Origin of the sequence: Pseudomonas sp. DrBHI1 (assembly GCF_002205115.1) — a bacterium.
GTDB classification, from domain to species: Bacteria; Pseudomonadota; Gammaproteobacteria; order Pseudomonadales; family Pseudomonadaceae; genus Aquipseudomonas; species Aquipseudomonas mosselii.
Map to the genome: position 1 here is coordinate 93,264 of NZ_NIBE01000059.1, position 21,037 is coordinate 114,300.

Sequence of the window (21,037 nt, forward strand, 5' to 3'; positions counted from 1 at the left end):
GGCATGGAAATGCGCGCAGATCTGTTGATTGTCGGTGCCGGTATGGTCGGCAGTGCCCTGGCCTTGGCCTTGCGCCACAGTGGCCTGGAGGTGCTCCTGCTCGACGGCGGGCCGATGACGGTCAAGCCGTTTGACGGCGAGGCACCTTTCGAGCCGCGGGTCAGCGCCCTGTCGGCGGCCAGCCAGCGCATTCTCGAGCGCCTCGGGGCCTGGGACGGCATCGCCCGTCGCCGTGTCTCGCCGTATTCGGACATGCACGTCTGGGACGGTAGCGGCACTGGCGAGATCCATTTCTCCGCGGCCAGCGTGCATGCCGAGGTGCTGGGTCACATCGTCGAGAACCGCGTGGTCCAGGACGGCCTGCTGGAGCGCCTGCACGACAGCGATGTCGGGCTGCTGGCCAACGCCCGCCTGGAGCAGCTGCGCCGCTCCGGCGATGAGTGGCTGCTGACCCTGGCCGATGGCCGCAAGCTGCGCGCGCCGCTGGTGATCGCAGCCGATGGCGCCAACTCGGCGGTACGCCGCCTGGCCGGCTGCGCGACCCGTGAATGGGATTACCTGCACCACGCCATCGTCACCAGCGTGCGCTGCAGCGAGGCGCACCGGGCCACGGCCTGGCAGCGTTTCACCGACGAAGGCCCGCTGGCATTCCTGCCGCTCAGCCGCGATGGTCGCCAGGACTGGTGCTCGATCGTCTGGTCGACCACCCCGGAGCAGGCCGAGCAGGCCATGGCGATGGACGACGCGAGCTTCCGCCAGGCACTGGAACGGGCGTTCGAGGGGCGTCTGGGCGATGTGCTGGAGGCGGATCCGCGGGTCTGCGTGCCGCTGCGCCAGCGCCATGCCAAGCGCTACGTGGAGGAGGGGCTGGCGCTGATCGGCGATGCCGCCCACACCATTCACCCGTTGGCCGGGCAGGGGGTCAACCTGGGCTTTCTCGATGCCGCGGTGCTGGCCGAGGAACTGGTCCGCGCCTGCGAGCGTGGCGAGCGCCTGGCCGATGTGAAGGTGCTGAGCCGTTTCGAGCGGCGACGCATGCCGCACAACCTGGCGTTGATGGCGGCGATGGAAGGCTTCGAGCGGTTGTTCCAGGCCAATCCGCTGCCCTTGCGCTGGCTGCGCAACAGCGGCTTGAAGCTGGTTGAGCAGATGCCCGAGGCCAAGGCGCTGTTCGTGCGCCAGGCGCTGGGGTTGTCCGGAGATCTCCCGGCGCTGGCCAGGGCCTGATATCGCTGGGCCGCTGACATTGTGGGAGCCGGCTTGCCGGCGAAAGGACTGCGCAGCGGCCCTTTGCAACATCCGGTAACGGCTAAGCAGATGAGCAGGAAAATGGGATTCACTACCATTTACACCTCTCAACCCAGCGAGGAGTCCCCCGATGTTGCCCCGCAAGCCCCTAATGGCCGCCCTGGCCCTCACTCTCTTCGGCGGCACCGCCCAGGCGGCCGATGAAGTGGTGGTGTACTCCTCGCGCATCGACGAGCTGATCAAACCGGTGTTCGACGCCTATACCGCCAAGACCGGCGTCAAGATCAAGTTCATCACCGACAAGGAAGCTCCGTTGATGCAGCGCATCAAGGCCGAGGGCGAGAACGGCGTGGCCGACCTGCTGCTCACCGTCGATGCCGGCAACCTCTGGCAGGCCGAACAGATGGGCATCCTGCAGCCGATCAAGTCGGCGGTCATCGACCAGAATATCCCGCCGCAGTACCGTGCCTCGTCCCATGACTGGACTGGCCTGAGCCTGCGCGCGCGGACCATCGCCTACTCCACCGACCGGGTCAAACCGGCGGAGCTGACCACCTACGAGGCTCTGGCCGACAAGCACTGGGAGGGCCGCCTGTGCCTGCGCACGGCGAAGAAGGTCTACAACCAGTCGCTGACCGCCACGCTGATCGAAAACCACGGCGAGGCCGAGACCGAGAAGCTGATCAAGGGCTGGGTCAACAACCTGTCCACCGATGTGTTCTCCGACGACACCGCGGTGCTCCAGGCCATTGCCGCCGGCCAGTGCGACGTGGGCATCGTCAACACCTACTACTACGGGCGCCTGCACAAGGAGAAACCCGACCTGCCGGTGAAGCTGTTCTGGCCCAACCAGGCTGATCGCGGCGTGCACGTCAACCTGTCGGGCATCGGCCTGACCAAGCACGCACCGCATCCGGAAGCGGCGAAGAAACTGGTGGAGTGGATGACCGGCGAAGAGGCGCAGAAGCTGTTCGCCGACATCAACCAGGAGTTCCCGGCCAATTCGAAGGTCAAGCCTTCTGCGGAAGTCGCGGCCTGGGGCAGCTTCAAGGCCGACAGCATTCCGGTGGAAGTCGCCGGCAAGCGCCAGGCCGAAGCCATTCGTTTGATGGACCGGGCTGGCTGGAACTGAGCCTGTCGCCTTATCCTTGAGAACCAATCGCGGGGCAAGCCCGCTCCCACGAACCATGCAGACGTGGGGGCGGGCTTGCCCCGCGATGCTATCGCCCAGTCATCGAGACCTTCGATTTGCCTCACACCCCCCAACGCCGCTGGTACCTGCCGGTCTCCCTGACCGCCGCCCTGGTCCTGCTCCCGCTGAGTGTCTTGCTGCTGTCCTGGCAATCGGTCGATATGCAGATCTGGTCGCACCTGCTCGACACCCAGATGGGCCGCCTACTGTGTAACACCCTCACGCTGGTGGTCGGCGTTGGCGCCGGCGTGACCGTGCTGGGGGTGAGCCTGGCCTGGCTGACCAGCCTCTGTGAATTCCCCGGTCGGCGCTGGCTGGACTGGGCGTTGATGCTGCCGTTCGCGATTCCGGCCTATGTCCTGGCGTTCGTCTTCGTCGGTCTGCTGGACTTCGCAGGCCCCGTGCAGACGGCGCTGCGCGAGGTGTTCGGGCCCATGCGCCTGCCGCGGGTACGTTCCACCGGCGGGGTGATCACAGTATTGGTGCTGGTGTTCTATCCCTACGTTTACCTGCTGGCGCGCACCGCGTTCCTGGCCCAGGGCAAGGGCCTGATGGAGGCCGCGCGGGTGCTCGGGCTGTCGCCGTTGCAGGCGTTCTGGCGGGTGGCCCTGCCCATGGCGCGCCCGGCCATCGGCGCCGGCATCGCCCTGGCACTGATGGAGACCCTGGCCGACTTCGGCGCGGTGGCGGTGTTCAACTTCGACACCTTCACCACCGCCATCTACAAGACCTGGTACGGCTTCTTCAGCCTGTCCAGCGCGGCGCAGCTGGCCAGCCTGCTGCTGCTGGCGGTGATGCTGGTGCTGTATGGCGAGCGCCGTGCCCGGGGCGCCAGCCGCAGTGGCAACGAGCGACCACGGGGTCAGGCGCTGTATCACTTGCGGGGCATCAAGGCCCTGGCCGCCAGCGGCTGGTGCCTGTTGGTGTTCGCCTGCGCCTTCGTCATCCCGATGCTGCAGTTGCTGGCGTGGTTCTGGCAGCGGGGCCGGCATGATCTGGACGAGCGCTACCTCGGCCTGGTCATGCACACCCTGTATCTCGGCGCCATGGCGGCGCTGATCACGGTCAGCGTGGCCATGCTGATGGCCTTCGCCCGGCGCCAGGCACCGACCACGGCCATCCGCGCCGGGGTCGGCCTGGCCAATCTCGGCTATGCCTTGCCGGGTTCGGTGCTGGCGGTTTCGATCATGCTGGCGTTCAGCTACCTGGACAACCAGCTGGTGGTGCCGCTGTCGCAATGGTTGGGCGGGGCGGGCAAGCCATTGTTGCTGGGCAGCCTGTCGGCCCTGCTGCTGGCCTACCTGGTGCGGTTCATCGCCGTGGCCTATGGCCCGCTGGAAAGCAGCCTGGAGCGGATCCGCCCGTCGTTGCCGGAGGCGTCACGCAGCCTCGGGGTCGCCGGGCCGGGATTGTTTTTCAAGGTGTATCTGCCGCTGCTGGTGCCCGGTGCGCTCAGCGCCGCCCTGCTGGTGTTCGTCGACGTGTTGAAGGAGATGCCGGCGACCTTGCTGATGCGCCCGTTCGGCTGGGACACCCTGGCCGTGAGGGTGTTCGAGATGACCAGCGAGGGCGAATGGGCACGGGCCTCGCTGCCGGCCCTGACTCTGGTGCTGGTCGGTCTGCTGCCGGTAATCGGCCTGATCCGTCGCTCGGCCCATCGTCCGGGACACCCGCGCTGAGGGTGTCACGCCGCTTCCTTGCGGCTACAATGCGCGGCATTCGCAGCGACGGGTCCTACAAGAACAGGTGATGCCTGAACATCGCCGACCGCCGCCGCCTCGCCACGCCCGGAAGGAGAAACCCATGGGACAGCGTACGCCTCTGTATGACCTGCACCTGGCGCTCGGCGCCAAGACGGTCGATTTCGGCGGATGGGACATGCCCCTGCATTACGGCTCGCAAGTCGAGGAGCACCACCAGGTGCGCAGCGACTGCGGGGTCTTCGATGTCTCCCATATGACCGTCATCGATATCGAAGGTTGCGCCGCCACGCCCTGGCTGCAACACCTGCTGGCCAATGACGTGACGCGTCTGGAAAGCCCCGGCAAGGCCCTCTACAGCCCTTTGCTCAACGCCGATGGCGGGGTGATCGACGACCTGATCGCCTACCGCACCGAGGACGGCTATCGCCTGGTGGCCAACGCCGCCACCCGCGACAAGGTACTGGCCTGGCTGCAAGCGCAGAGCGAAGGATTCAAGGTTGGCTTCAAAGTTCGCCCCGAACTGGCCATCCTCGCTATCCAGGGCCCCCATGCCCGGGAAAAGGTCGCCGCCCTGCTCAGCGCCTCGCGTGCCGCGCTGATTCGCGAACTGCGCCCCTTCGAAGGCCTCGCCGACGGTGACTGGTTCATCGCCCGCACCGGTTACACCGGCGAGGACGGCCTGGAGATCATCCTTCCCGGCGAGCAGGCCCCGGCGTTCTTTAACGACCTGGTCGGCGCCGGTATCGCCCCGAGCGGCCTGGGCGCGCGTGACACCCTGCGCCTGGAGGCCGGCATGAACCTGTACGGCCAGGACATCGACGAAGCCCATACCCCGCTGACCTCCAACCTGGGCTGGAGCGTCGCCTGGGAGCCGGCAAGCCGCGAGTTCATCGGCCGTGCCGGCCTGCTGGCGGAAATCGAGCAGGGCGTGAAGGAAAAACTGGTCGGCCTGGTGCTCGAGGAGCGCGGAGTACTGCGTGCCCACCAGGTGGTCCGTGTATCCGGGATTGGCGAAGGAGAGATCACCAGTGGTAGTTTCTCGCCTACGCTGAGCAAATCCATTGCCTTGGCCCGCGTGCCCATGGCCACCGGCGACCGTGCCGAAGTGGAGATCCGCGGCAAGTGGTACCCGGTGCGGGTGGTCAAGCCGACCTTCGTGCGCCATGGCAAGATCCTGATCTGAACACTCAAATGGCGGGCCGACCGCTGACCCAATCGAGGAAGACAAGACATGAGCAATATCCCCGCCGACCTGCGTTTTGCCGAAAGCCATGAATGGGCCCGCCTGGAAGCCGATGGCACAGTGACCGTGGGTATCAGCGACCACGCCCAGGAAGCCCTGGGTGACGTGGTGTTCGTCGAGCTGGCCGAAGTCGGCAAGGTGTTCGCTGCTGGCGACGCCGCTGGCGTGGTCGAGTCGGTCAAGGCTGCGTCGGACATCTACGCACCGGTAAGCGGCGAGGTGATCGCGGTCAACGAAGAACTGGCCGATAGCCCGGAGCTGCTCAACGAAGAACCCTACGAGTCGTGGATCTTCAAGCTCAAGCCAAGCAACCCGGCTGAGCTGGGCAAGCTGCTGGATGCCGCTGGTTACGCAGCCCTGATCGGCGAGTGACAGGACTGGCCTCATCGTGGGGGAGGGCTTGCCCCGCGATGAGGCCTGCACGGCCAATGCAATAATCCCCGCACATCCGGCAATCCTTCCTAGACTTGTAAGTCTCCCATGAGAACTGGTCCAGGAAGAGATCGTCGCCATGTCCCAGTCGCCATCCCTGCATCAACTGCAAGAGCCCAACCCCTTCCTGCGCCGCCACCTGGGGCCCGATGCCCAGGAGCAGCAGGCCATGCTCGATGCCCTCGGCGTCGCCAGCCGCAGCGAGCTGATCGAGCAGACGGTGCCGCCGGGCATCCGCTTCAACCGCCCGCTGGACCTGCCGCCGGCTCTCGATGAGCAGGCCGCGCTGGCCAGGCTGGCGGGCCATGCCGCGCAGAACCAGCTGTGGACAAGCCTGATCGGCATGGGCTATCACGCGACCATCACCCCCACCGTCATCCTGCGCAACGTGCTGGAGAATCCCGGCTGGTACACCGCCTACACGCCCTATCAGCCGGAGATCGCCCAGGGGCGCCTGGAGGCGCTGCTGAACTACCAGCAGATGGTCATCGACCTCACCGGCCTGGCCCTGGCCAATGCCTCGTTGCTCGACGAGGCCACCGCCGCCGCCGAGGCCATGGCCATGGCCAGGCGCGTGGCGCGCAGCAAGAGCAACGCCTTCTTCGCCGACGAGCACTGCCACCCGCAGACCCTGTCGGTGCTCAAGACCCGGGCCGAGGGCTTCGGTTTCGAGTTGATCATCGATTCTGTGGATAACCTGGCCAAGCACAAGGTGTTCGGGGCGTTGCTGCAGTACCCGGACACCCATGGCGAGGTGCGCGACCTGCGCCCGCTGATCGACCAGTTGCACGCCCAGCAGGCCCTGGCCTGCGTCGCCGCCGATATCCTCAGCCTGGTGGTGCTCACGCCGCCGGGCGAACTGGGAGCCGACGTGGTGCTCGGCTCGACCCAGCGCTTTGGCGTGCCGATGGGCTACGGTGGGCCGCACGCGGCCTATTTTGCCTGCCGCGACGACTACAAGCGGGCCATGCCCGGGCGCATCATCGGGGTGTCCCGCGATGCCCGCGGCAATACCGCGCTGCGCATGGCCCTGCAGACTCGCGAGCAGCACATTCGCCGGGAGAAGGCCAATTCCAATATCTGCACAGCCCAGGTGCTGCTGGCCAACATCGCCGGCTTCTACGCCGTCTACCACGGCCCCGAGGGCCTGCAGCGCATCGCCCAGCGGGTACACCGGCTGACCTTCATCCTTGCCGCCGGTCTCGAGGCCAAGGGCATCAAGCGCCTCAACCAGCACTTTTTCGACACCCTGACCCTGGATGTCGGCGGTGCCCAGGCGGCGATCATCGAGAGCGCCGAGGCCGCCCGCATCAACCTGCGCATCCTCGGACGCGGGCACCTGGGCGTGAACCTGGACGAAACCTGTAACGAAGCCACGGTGCTCAAGCTGCTGGATATCTTCCTCGGCGTCGACCATGGCCTGGACATCGCCACGCTCGACCAGCAGGCGCTGCCCGAGGGCATCCCTGGGGCGCTGATGCGCCGTACGCCAATCCTCGGGCATCCGGTGTTCAACCTGCACCACAGCGAAACCGAGATGCTGCGCTACCTCAAGCAGCTGGAGAACAAGGACCTGGCGCTGAACCAGTCGATGATTCCGCTGGGCTCGTGCACCATGAAGCTCAATGCCAGCAGCGAGATGATCCCCATCACCTGGCCGGAGTTCGCCCTGCCGCATCCCTTCGCCCCGGCCGCCCAGGTGCAAGGCTACAAGGCGATGATCGACGAGCTGGAAAGCTGGTTGTGCGCGATCACCGGCTTTGACGCCATCTGCATGCAGCCCAACTCCGGTGCCCAGGGCGAATATGCCGGGCTCATGGCCATCACCCGTTACCACCGCAGCCGCCACCAGCCCGGGCGCACCTTGTGCCTGATTCCGTCCTCGGCCCATGGCACCAACCCGGCATCGGCGCAGATGGCCGGCATGGAGGTGGTGATCGTGGAGTGCGACGAAGACGGCAACGTCGATCTCGACGACCTCAAGGCCAAGGCCCGGGCCGCCGGCGAGCGGCTGTCATGCCTGATGGTGACCTACCCCTCCACCCACGGCGTGTACGAGGAGGGGATCCGCGAGATCTGCGAGGTGGTGCACCAGCATGGCGGGCAGGTGTACATGGACGGCGCCAACCTCAATGCCCAGGTCGGGCTGGCGCGACCGGCGGACATCGGTGCCGACGTCTCGCACATGAACCTGCACAAGACCTTCTGCATCCCCCATGGCGGTGGTGGCCCGGGCATGGGGCCGATCGGCATTCGCGCCCACCTCAAGCCGTTCGTCGCCAGCCACCCGGTGGTGCCGGTGCCGGGGTTGGAGCCGACCAACAGCGCGGTGAGCGCGGCGCCCTGGGGCAGTGCCAGCATCCTGCCGATCAGCTGGATGTACATCGCCATGATGGGGCCGCAACTGGCCGATGCCAGCGAGGTGGCGATCCTGTCCGCCAACTACCTGGCCAGCCAACTGCGCGATGCCTTCCCGGTGCTCTACCGTGGGCGCAACCAGCGGGTGGCCCATGAGTGCATCTTCGACCTGCGGCCACTCAAGGCGCTGACCGGCATCACCGAGGAAGATGTGGCCAAGCGCCTGATGGACTACGGCTTCCATGCGCCGACCATGTCGTTCCCAGTGCCGGGCACGCTGATGGTCGAGCCCACCGAGAGCGAGTCGAAAGCCGAACTGGACCGTTTCGTCGAGGCGATGCTGGCGATCAGGGCCGAGATTGCCCAAGTTCAGGAGGGCAACTGGCCGGCCGAGGACAATCCGCTCAAGCATGCGCCGCACACCCTGGCCGACGTGCTCGCGCCCTGGGACCGGCCGTACAGCATCGAGCAGGGCATCGCCCCCAGCGCTCACGCGCGTCAGCACAAGTACTGGCCGGCGGTGAACCGGGTCGACAACGTGTATGGAGACAGGAACCTGTTCTGTGCGTGCGTGCCGGTGGAGGCGTATCGCTAGCGTCTGGCGTGGGAGGGGAAACTGTCTTGCATTGGGGCCGCTGTGCGGCCCATCGCCGGCTTGCCTGCGATGGGCTGCAAAGCAGCCCGGGACTTACTCGGCCACGGCGTTCTTGGCCAGGATCGCGTTGGCCAGTTCCATGTCGCTGGCCTGGACGCCCGGGTTGTCCGCGCGTACCTGGCGAATCGCGGCTTCCAGGAACGGACCGCGGATGGCGCCCTCACTGGCGACGAAGCTGCCGGCGTCGTCCTGGGCGGCGACGATCAGTTTGTGGTCCTTGAAGGTCAGGTAGGTCGAGGCAGTGGTGGCACCGGAGGAGATGATGTTGCGCCAGAACGTGTCGGCCATGGCCGAGCCGAGGGGCAGCGAACAGAGGACGGTGGCTGCGATGGCTGTTTTGAAACGCATGATGAATCACCTCGGTCGATGAGGGCTGTCGGAATGCCGGTTTGATCCGTTTTACCGCGGCCAAGTTCCCGACCACACGGGAGATTTCTTACTTATCCACAGACCCGTAGCACCTCCTCGATGGAGGTCAGCCGTTGCTCGGCCAGGCGGCTTCCGCTGCGGCGCAGGTCGTGCAGGCCATCAGCGATCGCCTGCTGGCGCAGCACTTCCAGGTCGGCGCCTGGGGTGATGCGCTGGCGTAGCGCGCTGTCGACCCGTAGCAGCTCGAACAGCCCGGTGCGGCCATGAAAGCCGCTGCCCCGACAGGTCTGGCAGGCGGGGCGATCGGTGTGTTCCATGCCTTGGCAGGCAGGACACAAGGTGCGCACCAGCCGTTGGGCCATGACCCCCAGCAACGTGGCCCTGATCAGGTAGTCGGCCACCTTCAGCTCCTGCAGGCGGGTGATTGCCGCGCAGGCATCGTCGGTGTGCAAGGTGGACAGTACCAGGTGGCCGGTCAGCGCCGCCTGTACCGCCACTTGGGCGGTTTCCTGGTCGCGGATCTCGCCGATCATGATGATGTCCGGATCCTGCCGCAGCAGAGCGCGCACGCCATCGGCGAAGCCCAGGCCCAGGCCGGGTTGCACCTGTAGCTGGTTGATCGCCGGCTCCAGGCGCTCGATGGGGTCCTCGATGCTGCACAGGTTGACCTGGGGCGTGGCCAGGTGGCGCAGGCTGGCGTAGAGGGTGCTGGTCTTGCCCGAGCCAGTGGGGCCGGTTACCAGCAGGATGCCCTGGCGCCGTTGCAGCAGGGTTTTCCACTGGGCCAGCAAGGGCGCCTCCAGGCCGAGGTGCTCGAGGGTTTCATGGCGTAGCTGCGGATCGAACAGACGCAGCACCAGCTTCTCGCCGAATGGCGTGGGCAGCGTGGACAGGCGCAGCTCGATCTGCACGCCATCCGGCAGGCGGCTTTTCAGGCGACCGTCCTGGGGCCGACGCTTCTCCGCCACGTTCATCCGACCCAGGTGCTTCAGGCGGCTGACCATGGCCAGTGCGACGCCCGCCGGGAAGGCGTAGACAGGGTACAGCAGGCCATCGATGCGCAGGCGCAGGTGGCCCAGTTCGCGGCGCGGTTCCAGGTGGATATCACTGGCACGCTGCTCGATGGCGTACTGCAGCACCCAGTCGACAATGCGCACCACATGCTGATCCTCGGCGCCCGCTTGGGCCTGGCTGGCACCCAGCTCCAGCAGCTGCTCCAGTTCGCCGAGCCCGGGCGCCGGGGGCTGCTGGGCATTGCGCAGTGAACGCGCCAGGCCGAAGAAGGTGGGCGTCAGTTGGCGGATCTGCCGGGGGCTGGCCAGCACACGTTGCACGCGCTTGCCAAGGCCGTGGCACAGGTCGGCCTCCCAGTCACGTCGATAGGGTTGGGCGCTGGCCACGGTCACGCTGCTGTCGTCCAGCGCCACGGCGAGGATGCCGTGACGTTCGGCGAAGGCCGCTGACATCAGGCTGGCAACCTGTGCCAGGTCGACCTGCAGCGGGTCGATGTGCAGGAATGGCTGGCCCACCTGATCGGCCAACCAGTGGCAGAGCGCATGCAGGTCCAGGTGCTGGCCAGGGTGTAACGGATCTGCCAGGGCCAGCGCGGCGATCAGCTCCAGGGGATGCTCGTCAGGGTGTTGCCTGGCCCGCTCGAGCGCCTTGAGCGCATCGCAGGCGGCGATCCGCTGTTCGGCGAGCAAGGCGTCGAGCAGCCGGTTCAGGTCCAGGTCTTGGCTAGCGTTGGCAAACATGGCGAGATCCCTGCCAGGTGATCCATGACGCTGGCAAGGCTAGTCAGAGGACGCAATGGTGGGGTGAATAAAGGGTTTCGGAATCTTGCCAGGGGGCGTTCAGGCCGAGGCGGCCTGCGCCAGGCGTGGCCGGCACTCCAGGCTGACATCGGCCACGCAGACCAGGTTGCGCAGCTTCTGCGCGATGACTTCGGCGCGGTGCCAGCTCAGGCCGCCGATGCCGATTTCCATGTCCAGCAGGTCATCGCACTGGTTGACCTGGACGCTATGTGGTGTGAGGAACTGCAGGGCGAACAGGTTGAGCACCCGGCACAGGCTGTCCGGTTCCGCCTCGGCCTGCAGGCGATAGTGGACGGTGCTGTGGGCGGTGTTGGCGGCCCAGGCATCGATCCTGGGCTGTTCGGCTGAGTGCATGGCGTTTCTCCACGAAAGTGAAGAAATTCTTGCACGTTGGCGGTGGTATTTTTTCGCTATGATTTGAGCGTTTTCTATCTATTGAGAATAGTTTAATTCGCAAAGTTGAATTTTGGAGAATTGATAATGCATGGTGGATTGGATGCCTATGATCGGCGCATCCTCGAGCTGCTGCAGGAGGACGCGTCGCTGTCCAGCGCGCAGATCGCCGAGCGCGTGGGCTTGTCGCAGTCGCCATGCTGGCGGCGCATCCAGCGCTTGAGGGAGGAGGGCGTGATCCGCGCGCAGGTGACCCTGCTGGATCGCAAGAAGGTGGGGCTGAACACGCAGATCTTTGCCGAGGTGAAACTCAATGCGCATGGGCGCTCGAACTTCGCCGAGTTCACCGAGGCGATCCGCGGGTTTCCCGAAGTGCTGGAATGCTACGTGCTGATGGGGGCGGTGGACTTCCTGCTGCGCATCGTTACCTCGGATATCGAGGCTTATGAGCGGTTCTTCTTCGAGAAGCTGTCGAACGTGCCGGGTATCCAGGAAGTGAACTCGATCGTGGCGTTGTCGGAGATCAAGTCGACCACGAGCTTGCCATTGAGACCCTGACGAGTCGATTGCGGGGCAAGTCGCAACGGCGCACCGCCGCTCCCACGAAGTGCAGGAGCGGGCAGCGCGGACTCAGGCCTTGAGCAGGTGTTTCCAGGCGCGGTTCTGCTCAATGGCGCGGGCCTGCTCGATACGGGCTTCGAGCAGTTCTTCCTTGCCTTCTTCCACCAGGGGTTGCTCGGCCAGTTCGTGCAGCTTGTTCAGCTCGCCGTAGAGGCGGTCCTGTTGCGGCAGGTCCAGCACCTGGCGGGCGTGGTGCAGCCAGCTCTGCACGCATTCGATGCGTGGCAGCTGTTCGGCCAGGTCTTCCGGGCGCTGCACGTACAGCGGCAGCTTCAGGGCGCGAGACTCCTCACCCAGCAGGTGCTGCAGCCAGCTGGCCAGCTGCGCCTTGCCCTGGCGCTCGCCACGGCCCTTGCGCTCGGCGGTCCAGGCGCGGGCGCTCAGCCAACGTGCGGTCTCCAGGGAGAACTGGCCCCAGCGCGGGTCTTCCAGTTCTTCGGCGAACTGCTCGGGGGCGGCGCGGCGAATGTCCTCGTCATCGTTGCCGGCCAGCACCAGCGGGCGCCAGTCTTCCAGCAGCGCGTCGAGGCTGGCGCGCAGGGCACGGGTGGTCGGGCGCGGCGCGGCCTGGCCGAGGCTTGCGGTGAGGGCGCGCAGTTCGGCCAGGCAGCGAACCCAGTCCTGCAGCAGGCGCCAGTGGCCATTGTGGCGATACTGCTCGGCCAGGCGCTGGCTGCTGCCCAGCAGTTGCCAGGCGAGGGCGGCGTAGGCGTCGTCCAGCGGCATCTCGGCCTGCAGTTCGGTCACCGGCAGGCCCAACTCGTAGCTGTCCGGATCGAGCAGGCGGTAGCCGCGCTCGGCCTTGCTGATGTCGCAGGGCATCAGTGGCAGGCTGGCGGCCAGCTCGGCGGCCAGCTCCAACAGCGCCTCAGGGGGACCTTCACGCAGTTCCAGCTCCAGCTCGCAGATTTCTTCCTTGCGCTTGCCGGCGATCACGAAACCTTGGTCCAGCGCGGCCTCGATCACCACCTTCGCCTTGCCACGGCCCCAGGCGATCTCGGCGTACTCGCGGGTGAAGTCGGTGGTGAACAGCGGCTTGATGGTCTTCTTGTCCAGCTCGGCCAGTTGCTCGGGCCAGCAGGTGGCGTCGAGCTTCTTCAGGTCGAGCTTGACCTTGTCCAGGTGCCACTCGTGCTCGTTGCGCTCGGACAGGCCGGCGACGCTCTGACCACGGCACTTGAGGGTCTGGATGATGACCTCGCCATCACGGCGAAGGCGCAGGGCGACACGGGCGGCGGACAGGTCGCGCTCGGGGGTGTCGAAGTACTGGTTGAGCAATTCGCGGGTCTGCCAGCCGGACTTGTTGCGCTTCTTCAGCAGGGGGTGCTCGCGCAGGGCGGCAAGGGTCTCGCGGCTGGCGCGGAGTTTGAGTTCGGTTTCTTTGTGCATCGCGGGCTCGGAAGGAGGGGCATCGTTGCTGGGCAGTCTACAGTACTTGCTCCACGAGGATGCTGTGGATTGCCAGGTGACGGGTCGCCATTGTTATGATGCCTTTCACGCCGTCGAGGAGTCCGCGCATGCCGTTGCCGTCGCTGAAAGACCAGTTCGCCGCCCTGATCGCCGCGCCCTCGGTCAGTTGCACCCAGCCTGCGCTGGACCAGTCCAACCGCGCGGTCATCGACCTGCTGGCCGGCTGGCTGGGCGACCTGGGCTTCACCTGCGAGATCCAGCAGGTCAGCCCCGGCAAGTTCAACCTCCTGGCCAGCCGCGGCACCGGCCCGGGCGGCCTGGTGCTGGCCGGACACAGCGATACCGTGCCCTACGACCCGCAGCTGTGGCGCAGCGATCCGCTCAAGCTGACCGAGGTCGATGGTCGCTGGGTCGGGCTGGGCAGCTGCGACATGAAAGGCTTCTTCGCCCTGGTCATCGACGCGGTCATCCCGCTGCTTGAGCACGATTTCAAGCAACCGCTGCTGATCCTCGCCACCTGCGACGAGGAAAGCTCGATGTCCGGCGCCCGCGCTCTGGCCGAGGCCGGCCAGCCGCTCGGACGGGCGGCGGTGATCGGCGAGCCCACCGGGCTCAAGCCGATCAGGATGCACAAGGGCATCCTCATGGACCGTATCGACATCCTCGGGCGCAGTGGCCATTCGTCGGATCCGAGCTTGGGCCGCAGCGCCATGGAAGCCATGCACGCGGTGATGGGCGAGCTGATGGGCCTGCGTCGTACCTGGCAGGAGCAGTACCGCAACCCGCAGTTCACGGTGCCGACGCCGACTCTGAACTTCGGCTGCATCCATGGTGGCGACAACCCCAACCGCATCTGTGGCCAGTGCGCCCTGGAGTTCGACCTGCGCCCGCTGCCGGGCATGGATGTCGAGCAGCTGCGCGCGGCGATTCGCGGCAAGATCGCGCCTTTGGCCGAACGCCACGACGTGCGTATCGACTATGCGCCGCTGTTCCCCGAAGTACCGCCATTCGAGCAGGACGCCGACAGTGAACTGGTGCGCCTGGCCGAACGCCTGACCGGTCACCGCGCCGAAGCGGTGGCCTTTGGCACCGAAGCGCCTTATCTTCAGCAGCTCGGTTGCCAGACCATCGTGCTCGGCCCGGGTGACATCGCCTGCGCCCACCAGCCCGGCGAATACCTGGAAATGTCACGAATCGAGCCTACTGTGCGTCTACTCCGTGACCTGATCCGGCACTATTGCCTGAGCCATTGATCTTTCCCTGACCAGAGGAGACCGCGCGTGACCGCAAGCCTGTTCCGACGATGACTTTCGAACGTTGTGCGCCTTTTCGTTCTCCGTTCACTTATCCACAGGCCCTGTCATGCCCGATTACGTCAACTGGCTGCGTCATGCGTCTCCCTACATCAACGCCCACCGCGACTGCACCTTCGTGGTCATGCTTCCCGGTGATGGCGTCGAACACCCGAACTTCGGCAACATTGTCCACGACCTGGTGCTGCTGCACAGCCTTGGTGTGCGGCTGGTGCTGGTCCACGGCTCGCGCCCGCAAATCGAAAGCCGCCTGGCCGCCCGCGGCTTGACCCCGCACTATCATCACGGCATGCGTATCACCGATGCGGCAACGCTCGACTGCGTGATCGATGCGGTGGGCGCCTTGCGCCTGGCCATCGAGGCGCGCCTGTCGATGGATATGGCGGCCTCTCCGATGCAGGGCTCGCGCCTGCGGGTGGCCTCCGGCAACCTGGTCACGGCGCGGCCGATCGGCGTGCTCGAAGGGGTCGACTACCACCACACCGGCGAAGTGCGCCGGGTTGACCGCAAAGGCATCAACCGCCTGCTCGATGAGCGCTCCATCGTGCTGCTGTCGCCGCTGGGCTATTCGCCGACCGGCGAGATCTTCAACCTCGCCTGCGAGGACGTGGCCACCCGTGCCGCAATCGAACTGGGCGCCGACAAACTGCTGCTGTTCGGCGCTGAACCTGGCCTGCTGGATGCGCATGGCCAACTGGTGCGTGAGCTGCGGCCACAGCAGATCGCGCCGCACCTGCAACGCCTGGGCAGCGACTACCAGGCCGAGTTGCTGGATGCCGCCGCCGAGGCCTGCAAGGGGGGCGTGGCGCGCAGCCATATCGTCAGCTATGCCGAGGACGGTGCGTTGCTGACCGAGCTGTTCACCCGTGGCGGTGGCGGGACGCTGGTGTCTCAGGAGCAGTTCGAAGTGGTGCGCGAGGCGACCATCGAGGATGTCGGCGGCCTGCTGGAGCTGATCAGCCCGCTGGAAGAGCAGGGCATCCTGGTGCGTCGCTCGCGCGAGGTGCTGGAGCGGGAGATCGAGCAGTTCAGCGTGGTCGAGCGCGAGGGCATGATCATCGCCTGCGCGGCGTTGTACCCGATTGCCGATTCCGAAGCCGGGGAGCTGGCGTGCCTGGCGGTGAACCCGGAGTACCGGCATGGCGGGCGTGGCGACGAACTGCTCGAGCGCATTGAGGAGCGGGCGCGGGCGCTGGGGCTGAACACCCTGTTCGTGTTGACGACCCGCACCGCGCACTGGTTCCGTGAGCGTGGCTTTGCACCCAGTGGCGTGGAACGGCTGCCGGCGGCGCGGGCTTCGCTGTACAACTACCAGCGCAATTCGAAGATCTTCGAGAAGCCGCTCTGATGCCATCGCGGGTCAAGCCCGCTCCCACGGTGTACACGGGCTGGCACACGTGGGAGCGGGCTTGACCCGCGATGCGATGGCAAAGAAAAACGCCGCCCTTGTGGGCGGCGTTTTCGTTTACACGGTATGCAGGTACCAGTTGTACTCGAGGTCGGAGATCGAATGCTCGAACTCCTCCAGCTCGCTCTCCTTGCACGCGACGAAGATGTCGATGTACTTCGGATCGATGTACTTGTTGAGGATCTCGCTGTCGTCCAGCTCGCGCAGGGCATCGCGCAGGTTGTTCGGCAGGCTCTGCTCCAGCTGCTCGTACGAGTTGCCTTCGATCGGCTCGCCCGGTTCGATCTTGTTGGTCAGACCGTGGTGCACGCCGGCCAACACGGCCGCCATCATCAGGTACGGGTTGGCGTCGGCGCCGGCCACCCGGTGCTCGATGCGCACGGCGTCCGGCGAGCCGGTCGGCACGCGCAGGGCCACGGTGCGGTTGTCCAGGCCCCAGCTCGGCGCGTTCGGCACGTAGAACTGCGCGCCGAAACGGCGGTACGAGTTGACGTTCGGGCAGAGGAACGCCATCGAGGCAGGCAGGGTCTCGAGCACACCGCCGACAGCGTGACGTAGCGCGGCGTTCTGCTCGGGATCCTCGCTGGTGAAGATGTTGTTGCCATCCTTGTCCAGCACGGAGATGTGTACATGCAGGCCGTTGCCTGCCTGGCCCGGGTAGGGCTTGGCCATGAATGTGGTGTCCATTTCATGGTCGTAGGCGATGTTCTTGATCAGGCGCTTGAGCAGCACCGCGTAGTCACAGGCCTTGAGCGGGTCGGGGACGTGGTGCAGGTTGACTTCGAACTGCGCCGGGGCGCTTTCCTTGACGATGGCGTCGGCCGGGATGCCTTGCTCCTTCGCGCCTTCGAGGATGTCCTGCAGGCAGTCGGCGTATTCGTCGAGGTCGTCGATCAGGTAGACCTGGGTCGACTGCGGGCGCTTGCCCGAGATCGGCGAGCGCGGCGGCTGCGGACGGCCGTTCACGTTCTCCTGGTCGATCAGGTAGAACTCCAGCTCGAACGCGGCGCAGATGGTCAGGCCCATCTCGGTGAACTTGCTCACCACCTGGCGCAGTACTTCGCGCGGGTCGGCGAAGAAGGGCTCGCCTTCGAGCTCGTGCATGGTCATCAGCAGTTGCGCGGTCGGGCGCTTCTGCCAGGGTTCGTTGGAGAGGGTGCCGGGGATGGGGTAGCAGATACGGTCGGCGTCGCCGATGTCCAGGCCAAGGCCTGTGCTTTCGACGGTTGAACCGTTGATATCCAGGGCGAAGAGGGAGGCAGGCAGGTTGATGCCTTTCTCGTAAACCTTGTGGAGGCTGGTGCGCTCGATGCGCTTGCCACGCACCACACCATTCATATCTGCAATCAGAAGGTCAACGTAGAGAACCTCAGGATGTTCCTTAAGGAACGCGTTCGCTTCGTTAAGCTGAACGGCACGCGGGGGTACCGACATGATGCAACACCTTTGTTGTTAAAAATATCAATCAAGGGGGGCTTGCAACCTCAGTCAATCGGAAAGACCAGGTGAAGTCAAGCCAACCCCATGATGCCCTTAAATGGCACATCTACGGCAGATTTGCTGCATATCGGGGCGTGCCATTATCCGCTATTTTTGCCCTGAAGGGTTATCCCGAGCGGGGCGTGTTTTATTTTTTACGGAGAGGTTGTGTAAAAAAATGAACGAGGATAAGCTCGGTCACAACCCAGAACACAATAATACGAGGGTCACATGGTCCGCTTGCCGAGACCTGTCAGCGCCGCATGCACGGTGCGTTCAGGTACATCTCCCGGTTGCCGTCCGGTCATCGCACGCCTGTATCAAAGGGGCGCCGCGCTGGCCGCAATAATTGACGGTTCGCAAAAAAAAACCATACCTCGTAACGCTTTACCGCAACACCTCCTTTCCTTCTGCCCTTCGCTTTCTGTCCGGGCGCGCCGTCATGGCGTGCCTCCACTGTCGTCCTGCGCGAGGGTTTTTGCTTTAGCCATGCACAGCATCCAGAATCAAGGCGCGGGCCTTTCCAGGCCCCTCGGCGCCCTGCGCGCCGACTTTGCCCGACGCCTGGCGTCAGTGGCCGCCGGTTGCCTTCAATCGCGCCACATTACCTCCTGAGGTATTTATGAGTCACAACCTCGACCAGCTCACCGATTGGTTGAAAGAGCACAAGATCACCGAAGTGGAATGCCTGATCAGCGATCTGACCGGCATCACCCGCGGCAAGATCTCGCCCACCAACAAGTTCATCGCCGAGAAAGGCATGCGCCTGCCTGAAAGCGTGCTGCTGCAGACCGTGACCGGCGACTACGTCGACGACGACATCTATTACGAACTGCTCGACCCGGCCGACATCGACATGATCTGCCGCCCCGACGAGAACGCGGTGTTTCTCGTACCGTGGGCCATCGAGCCGACCGCCCAGGTGATCCACGACACCTACGACAAGAAGGGCAACCCGGTCGAACTGTCGCCGCGCAACGTATTGAAGAAGGTCCTGAAACTCTACGCCGACAAGGGCTGGCAGCCGATCGTCGCGCCCGAGATGGAGTTCTACCTCACCAAGCGTAGCGAAGACCCGGACTTTCCGCTGCAACCGCCGGTGGGTCGTTCCGGCCGTCCGGAAACCGGGCGGCAGTCGTTCTCCATCGAGGCGGCCAACGAATTCGACCCATTGTTCGAGGATGTCTACGACTGGTGCGAATTGCAGCAGCTGGACCTCGACACGCTGATTCACGAGGACGGCACCGCGCAGATGGAAATCAACTTCCGTCACGGCGATGCCCTGCACCTGGCCGACCAGATCCTGGTGTTCAAGCGCACCATGCGCGAGGCCGCGCTCAAGCACAACGTGGCCGCCACCTTCATGGCCAAGCCAATGACCGGTGAGCCGGGCAGCGCGATGCACCTGCACCAGAGCGTGGTCGACGTGGCCACCGGCAAGAACATCTTCTCCAACGCTGACGGCAGCATGAGCGAGCTGTTCCTGCACCACATCGGCGGCTTGCAGAAGTTCATCCCCGAGGCGCTGCCGCTGTTCGCCCCCAACGTTAACTCGTTCCGCCGCTTCCTGCCCGACACCTCGGCGCCGGTGAACGTCGAGTGGGGCGAAGAGAACCGTACCGTTGGCCTGCGCGTACCCGATGCCGGCCCGCAGAACCGCCGGGTCGAGAATCGCCTGCCGGGCGCCGACGCCAATCCCTACCTGGCCATCGCCGCGAGCCTGCTGTGCGGCTACATCGGCATGGTCGAAGGCATCGAGGCCAGCGCGCCGGTGCAGGGCCGTGGTTACGAGCGGCGCAACCTGCGCCTGCCGCTGACCATCGAGGACGCCCTCGAGCGCATGGAGAACAGCCGCGCGCTGGTGCAGTACCTGGGCAAGAAATTCATCACCGGCTACGTCGCCACCAAGCGCGCCGAGCATGAGAACTTCAAGCGCGTCATCAGCTCCTGGGAGCGTGAGTTCCTGCTGTTTGCTGTGTGATCAACCCTGAGGCCGCCTGCGGGCGGCCACCGGAAAATGGAGAGGCACATGAGCGTCAACAACCCGCAAACCCGTGAATGGCAAACCCTGAGCGGCGAGCACCACCTTGCACCTTTCAGTGACTACAAGCAGCTGAAGGAGAAGGGGCCGCGCATCATCACCAAGGCGCAGGGCGTGCATTTGTGGGACAGCGAGGGGCACAAGATCCTCGACGGCATGGCCGGCCTGTGGTGCGTGGCGGTCGGCTATGGTCGTGAAGAGCTGGTGCAGGCGGCAGAAAAGCAGATGCGCGAGCTGCCGTACTACAACCTGTTCTTCCAGACCGCTCACCCGCCGGCGCTGGAGTTGGCCAAGGCGATCACCGACGTGGCGCCCAAGGGCATGACCCATGTGTTCTTCACCGGCTCCGGCTCCGAGGGCAACGACACCGTGCTGCGCATGGTCCGTCACTACTGGGCGCTGAAGGGCAAGCCGCACAAGCAGACCATCATCGGCCGCATCAACGGCTACCACGGTTCCACCTTTGCGGGTGCGTGCCTGGGCGGCATGAGCGGCATGCACGAGCAGGGTGGCCTGCCGATTCCGGGCATCGTGCATATCCCGCAGCCGTACTGGTTCGGCGAGGGTGGCGACATGACGCCGGATGAGTTCGGCGTGTGGGCGGCCGAACAGCTGGAGAAGAAGATTCTCGAAGTCGGCGAGGACAATGTCGCCGCCTTCATCGCCGAGCCGATCCAGGGCGCCGGTGGGGTGATCATTCCGCCTGAGACCTACTGGCCGAAGATCAAGGAGATCCTCGCCAAGTACGACATCCTGTTCGTTGCCGACGAAGTGATCTGCGGTTTTGGTCGCACCGGCGAGTGGTTCGGCTCCGACTACTACGACCTTGCGCCTGACCTGATGACCATCGCCAAGGGCCTGACCTCCGGTTACATCCCCATGGGCGGTGTGATCGTGCGTGACAAAGTGGCCAAGGTGATCAGCGAAGGTGGCGATTTCAACCACGGCTTCACCTACTCAGGCCACCCGGTGGCGGCGGCGGTGGGTCTGGAAAACCTGCGCATCCTGCGTGACGAGAAGATTGTCGAGCGTGCCCGCAACGAAACGGCACCGTATTTGCAAAAACGACTGCGTGAGCTGCAGGACCATCCGCTGGTGGGCGAGGTACGCGGCCTGGGCCTGCTCGGCGCGATCGAGCTGGTCAAGGACAAGGCCACCCGCAGCCGTTACGAGGGCAAGGGCGTTGGCATGATCTGCCGCACCCACTGCTTCGAGAACGGCCTGGTGATGCGCGCGGTGGGCGACACCATGATCATCGCGCCGCCGCTGGTGATCAGTCGCGAAGAGATCGACGAACTGGTGGAAAAGGCGCGCAAGTGCCTGGACCTGACCTACGAAGCGGTCAAATGACAGTCTGC

Annotated in this window: 16 protein-coding genes; 11 read left to right on the forward strand and 5 right to left on the reverse strand. The window is 65.2% G+C overall.

The window, feature by feature from the left end:
* Positions 1 to 9: 9 nt before the first annotated feature.
* From CC207_RS12480 to gcvP, 6 genes are all read left to right on the forward strand, one after another.
* Positions 10 to 1,227 (forward strand): 2-octaprenyl-3-methyl-6-methoxy-1,4-benzoquinol hydroxylase, encoded by a 1,218-nt coding sequence (locus CC207_RS12480; protein WP_175406149.1) that lies wholly within the window; start codon positions 10 to 12, stop codon positions 1,225 to 1,227.
* Between the two features lie 151 nt (positions 1,228 to 1,378).
* Positions 1,379 to 2,380 (forward strand): extracellular solute-binding protein, encoded by a 1,002-nt coding sequence (locus CC207_RS12485; protein WP_028688555.1) that lies wholly within the window; start codon positions 1,379 to 1,381, stop codon positions 2,378 to 2,380.
* Between the two features lie 116 nt (positions 2,381 to 2,496).
* On the forward strand, positions 2,497 to 4,119 hold the full coding sequence (locus CC207_RS12490; RefSeq protein ID WP_088852193.1) for an iron ABC transporter permease: 1,623 nt from the start codon (positions 2,497 to 2,499) through the stop codon (positions 4,117 to 4,119).
* A 124-nt stretch (positions 4,120 to 4,243) separates the two neighbouring features.
* Positions 4,244 to 5,326, forward strand: a complete 1,083-nt coding sequence (gene gcvT / locus CC207_RS12495; protein ID WP_028688553.1) for a glycine cleavage system aminomethyltransferase GcvT — start codon at positions 4,244 to 4,246, stop codon at positions 5,324 to 5,326.
* 48 nt (positions 5,327 to 5,374) lie between these two features.
* Positions 5,375 to 5,758, forward strand: a complete 384-nt coding sequence (gcvH, locus tag CC207_RS12500) for a glycine cleavage system protein GcvH (RefSeq protein WP_028688552.1) — start codon at positions 5,375 to 5,377, stop codon at positions 5,756 to 5,758.
* Between the two features lie 139 nt (positions 5,759 to 5,897).
* A complete protein-coding gene (gcvP, locus tag CC207_RS12505; RefSeq protein ID WP_088852194.1) occupies positions 5,898 to 8,771 on the forward strand; it encodes an aminomethyl-transferring glycine dehydrogenase in 2,874 nt (957 codons plus the stop codon).
* 93 nt (positions 8,772 to 8,864) lie between these two features.
* Here the strand turns inward: gcvP and CC207_RS12510 are convergent, their stop codons facing one another.
* From CC207_RS12510 to CC207_RS12520, 3 genes are all read right to left on the reverse strand, one after another.
* A complete protein-coding gene (locus CC207_RS12510; protein ID WP_028688550.1) occupies positions 8,865 to 9,179 on the reverse strand; it encodes a DUF2388 domain-containing protein in 315 nt (104 codons plus the stop codon).
* Between the two features lie 92 nt (positions 9,180 to 9,271).
* Positions 9,272 to 10,954, reverse strand: coding sequence for a GspE/PulE family protein (locus CC207_RS12515; RefSeq protein ID WP_028688549.1), 1,683 nt, complete (start codon positions 10,952 to 10,954; stop codon positions 9,272 to 9,274).
* Between the two features lie 99 nt (positions 10,955 to 11,053).
* Complete coding sequence (locus CC207_RS12520) at positions 11,054 to 11,368, reverse strand: hypothetical protein (protein ID WP_028688548.1); 315 nt, start codon at positions 11,366 to 11,368, stop codon at positions 11,054 to 11,056.
* Positions 11,369 to 11,494: 126 nt separating this feature from the next.
* Between CC207_RS12520 and CC207_RS12525 the strand changes: the two genes are divergently transcribed.
* Entirely contained in the window at positions 11,495 to 11,965 is a 471-nt protein-coding gene (locus CC207_RS12525) for an Lrp/AsnC family transcriptional regulator (protein WP_028688547.1), read from the forward strand.
* Between the two features lie 72 nt (positions 11,966 to 12,037).
* Here the strand turns inward: CC207_RS12525 and CC207_RS12530 are convergent, their stop codons facing one another.
* The gene (locus CC207_RS12530; protein ID WP_028688546.1) at positions 12,038 to 13,417 is read right to left on the reverse strand and encodes an inorganic triphosphatase; all 1,380 of its coding nucleotides are present in this window, start codon (positions 13,415 to 13,417) and stop codon (positions 12,038 to 12,040) included.
* A 128-nt stretch (positions 13,418 to 13,545) separates the two neighbouring features.
* On the opposite strand from CC207_RS12530, the gene argE reads away from it, so the two are divergent.
* Entirely contained in the window at positions 13,546 to 14,691 is a 1,146-nt protein-coding gene (argE, locus tag CC207_RS12535; protein ID WP_069015903.1) for an acetylornithine deacetylase, read from the forward strand.
* A 109-nt stretch (positions 14,692 to 14,800) separates the two neighbouring features.
* Positions 14,801 to 16,099: an amino-acid N-acetyltransferase gene (gene argA, locus CC207_RS12540; RefSeq protein WP_028688544.1), complete on the forward strand. Its 1,299-nt coding sequence runs from the start codon at positions 14,801 to 14,803 to the stop codon at positions 16,097 to 16,099.
* A 117-nt stretch (positions 16,100 to 16,216) separates the two neighbouring features.
* On the opposite strand, the gene CC207_RS12545 is transcribed toward argA, so the two are convergent.
* Positions 16,217 to 17,593 carry a glutamine synthetase family protein gene (locus CC207_RS12545; RefSeq protein WP_028688543.1) on the reverse strand — a complete coding sequence of 459 codons (1,377 nt, stop codon included), beginning with the start codon at positions 17,591 to 17,593 and terminating at the stop codon, positions 16,217 to 16,219.
* Between the two features lie 667 nt (positions 17,594 to 18,260).
* On the opposite strand from CC207_RS12545, the gene CC207_RS12550 reads away from it, so the two are divergent.
* Positions 18,261 to 19,619: a glutamine synthetase family protein gene (locus CC207_RS12550; protein ID WP_028688542.1), complete on the forward strand. Its 1,359-nt coding sequence runs from the start codon at positions 18,261 to 18,263 to the stop codon at positions 19,617 to 19,619.
* A gap of 48 nt (positions 19,620 to 19,667) precedes the next feature.
* Positions 19,668 to 21,029, forward strand: coding sequence for an aspartate aminotransferase family protein (locus tag CC207_RS12555; RefSeq protein ID WP_028688541.1), 1,362 nt, complete (start codon positions 19,668 to 19,670; stop codon positions 21,027 to 21,029).
* The last annotated feature ends 8 nt before the right edge of the window (positions 21,030 to 21,037 follow it).

Bases quoted from the DNA above. Each gene is read 5' to 3' on its own strand.
- CC207_RS12480 (WP_175406149.1), top strand. From the start codon at position 10: ATGCGCGCAGATCTGTTGATTGTCGGTGCCGGTATGGTCGGCAGTGCC.
- CC207_RS12485 (WP_028688555.1), top strand. From the start codon at position 1,379: ATGTTGCCCCGCAAGCCCCTAATGGCCGCCCTGGCCCTCACTCTCTTC.
- gcvT (WP_028688553.1), top strand. From the start codon at position 4,244: ATGGGACAGCGTACGCCTCTGTATGACCTGCACCTGGCGCTCGGCGCC.
- gcvH (WP_028688552.1), top strand. From the start codon at position 5,375: ATGAGCAATATCCCCGCCGACCTGCGTTTTGCCGAAAGCCATGAATGG.
- gcvP (WP_088852194.1), top strand. From the start codon at position 5,898: ATGTCCCAGTCGCCATCCCTGCATCAACTGCAAGAGCCCAACCCCTTC.
- CC207_RS12510 (WP_028688550.1), bottom strand. From the start codon at position 9,179: ATGCGTTTCAAAACAGCCATCGCAGCCACCGTCCTCTGTTCGCTGCCC.
- CC207_RS12515 (WP_028688549.1), bottom strand. From the start codon at position 10,954: ATGTTTGCCAACGCTAGCCAAGACCTGGACCTGAACCGGCTGCTCGAC.
- CC207_RS12520 (WP_028688548.1), bottom strand. From the start codon at position 11,368: ATGCACTCAGCCGAACAGCCCAGGATCGATGCCTGGGCCGCCAACACC.
- CC207_RS12525 (WP_028688547.1), top strand. From the start codon at position 11,495: ATGCATGGTGGATTGGATGCCTATGATCGGCGCATCCTCGAGCTGCTG.
- CC207_RS12530 (WP_028688546.1), bottom strand. From the start codon at position 13,417: ATGCACAAAGAAACCGAACTCAAACTCCGCGCCAGCCGCGAGACCCTT.
- argE (WP_069015903.1), top strand. From the start codon at position 13,546: ATGCCGTTGCCGTCGCTGAAAGACCAGTTCGCCGCCCTGATCGCCGCG.
- argA (WP_028688544.1), top strand. From the start codon at position 14,801: ATGCCCGATTACGTCAACTGGCTGCGTCATGCGTCTCCCTACATCAAC.
- CC207_RS12545 (WP_028688543.1), bottom strand. From the start codon at position 17,593: ATGTCGGTACCCCCGCGTGCCGTTCAGCTTAACGAAGCGAACGCGTTC.
- CC207_RS12550 (WP_028688542.1), top strand. From the start codon at position 18,261: ATGAGTCACAACCTCGACCAGCTCACCGATTGGTTGAAAGAGCACAAG.
- CC207_RS12555 (WP_028688541.1), top strand. From the start codon at position 19,668: ATGAGCGTCAACAACCCGCAAACCCGTGAATGGCAAACCCTGAGCGGC.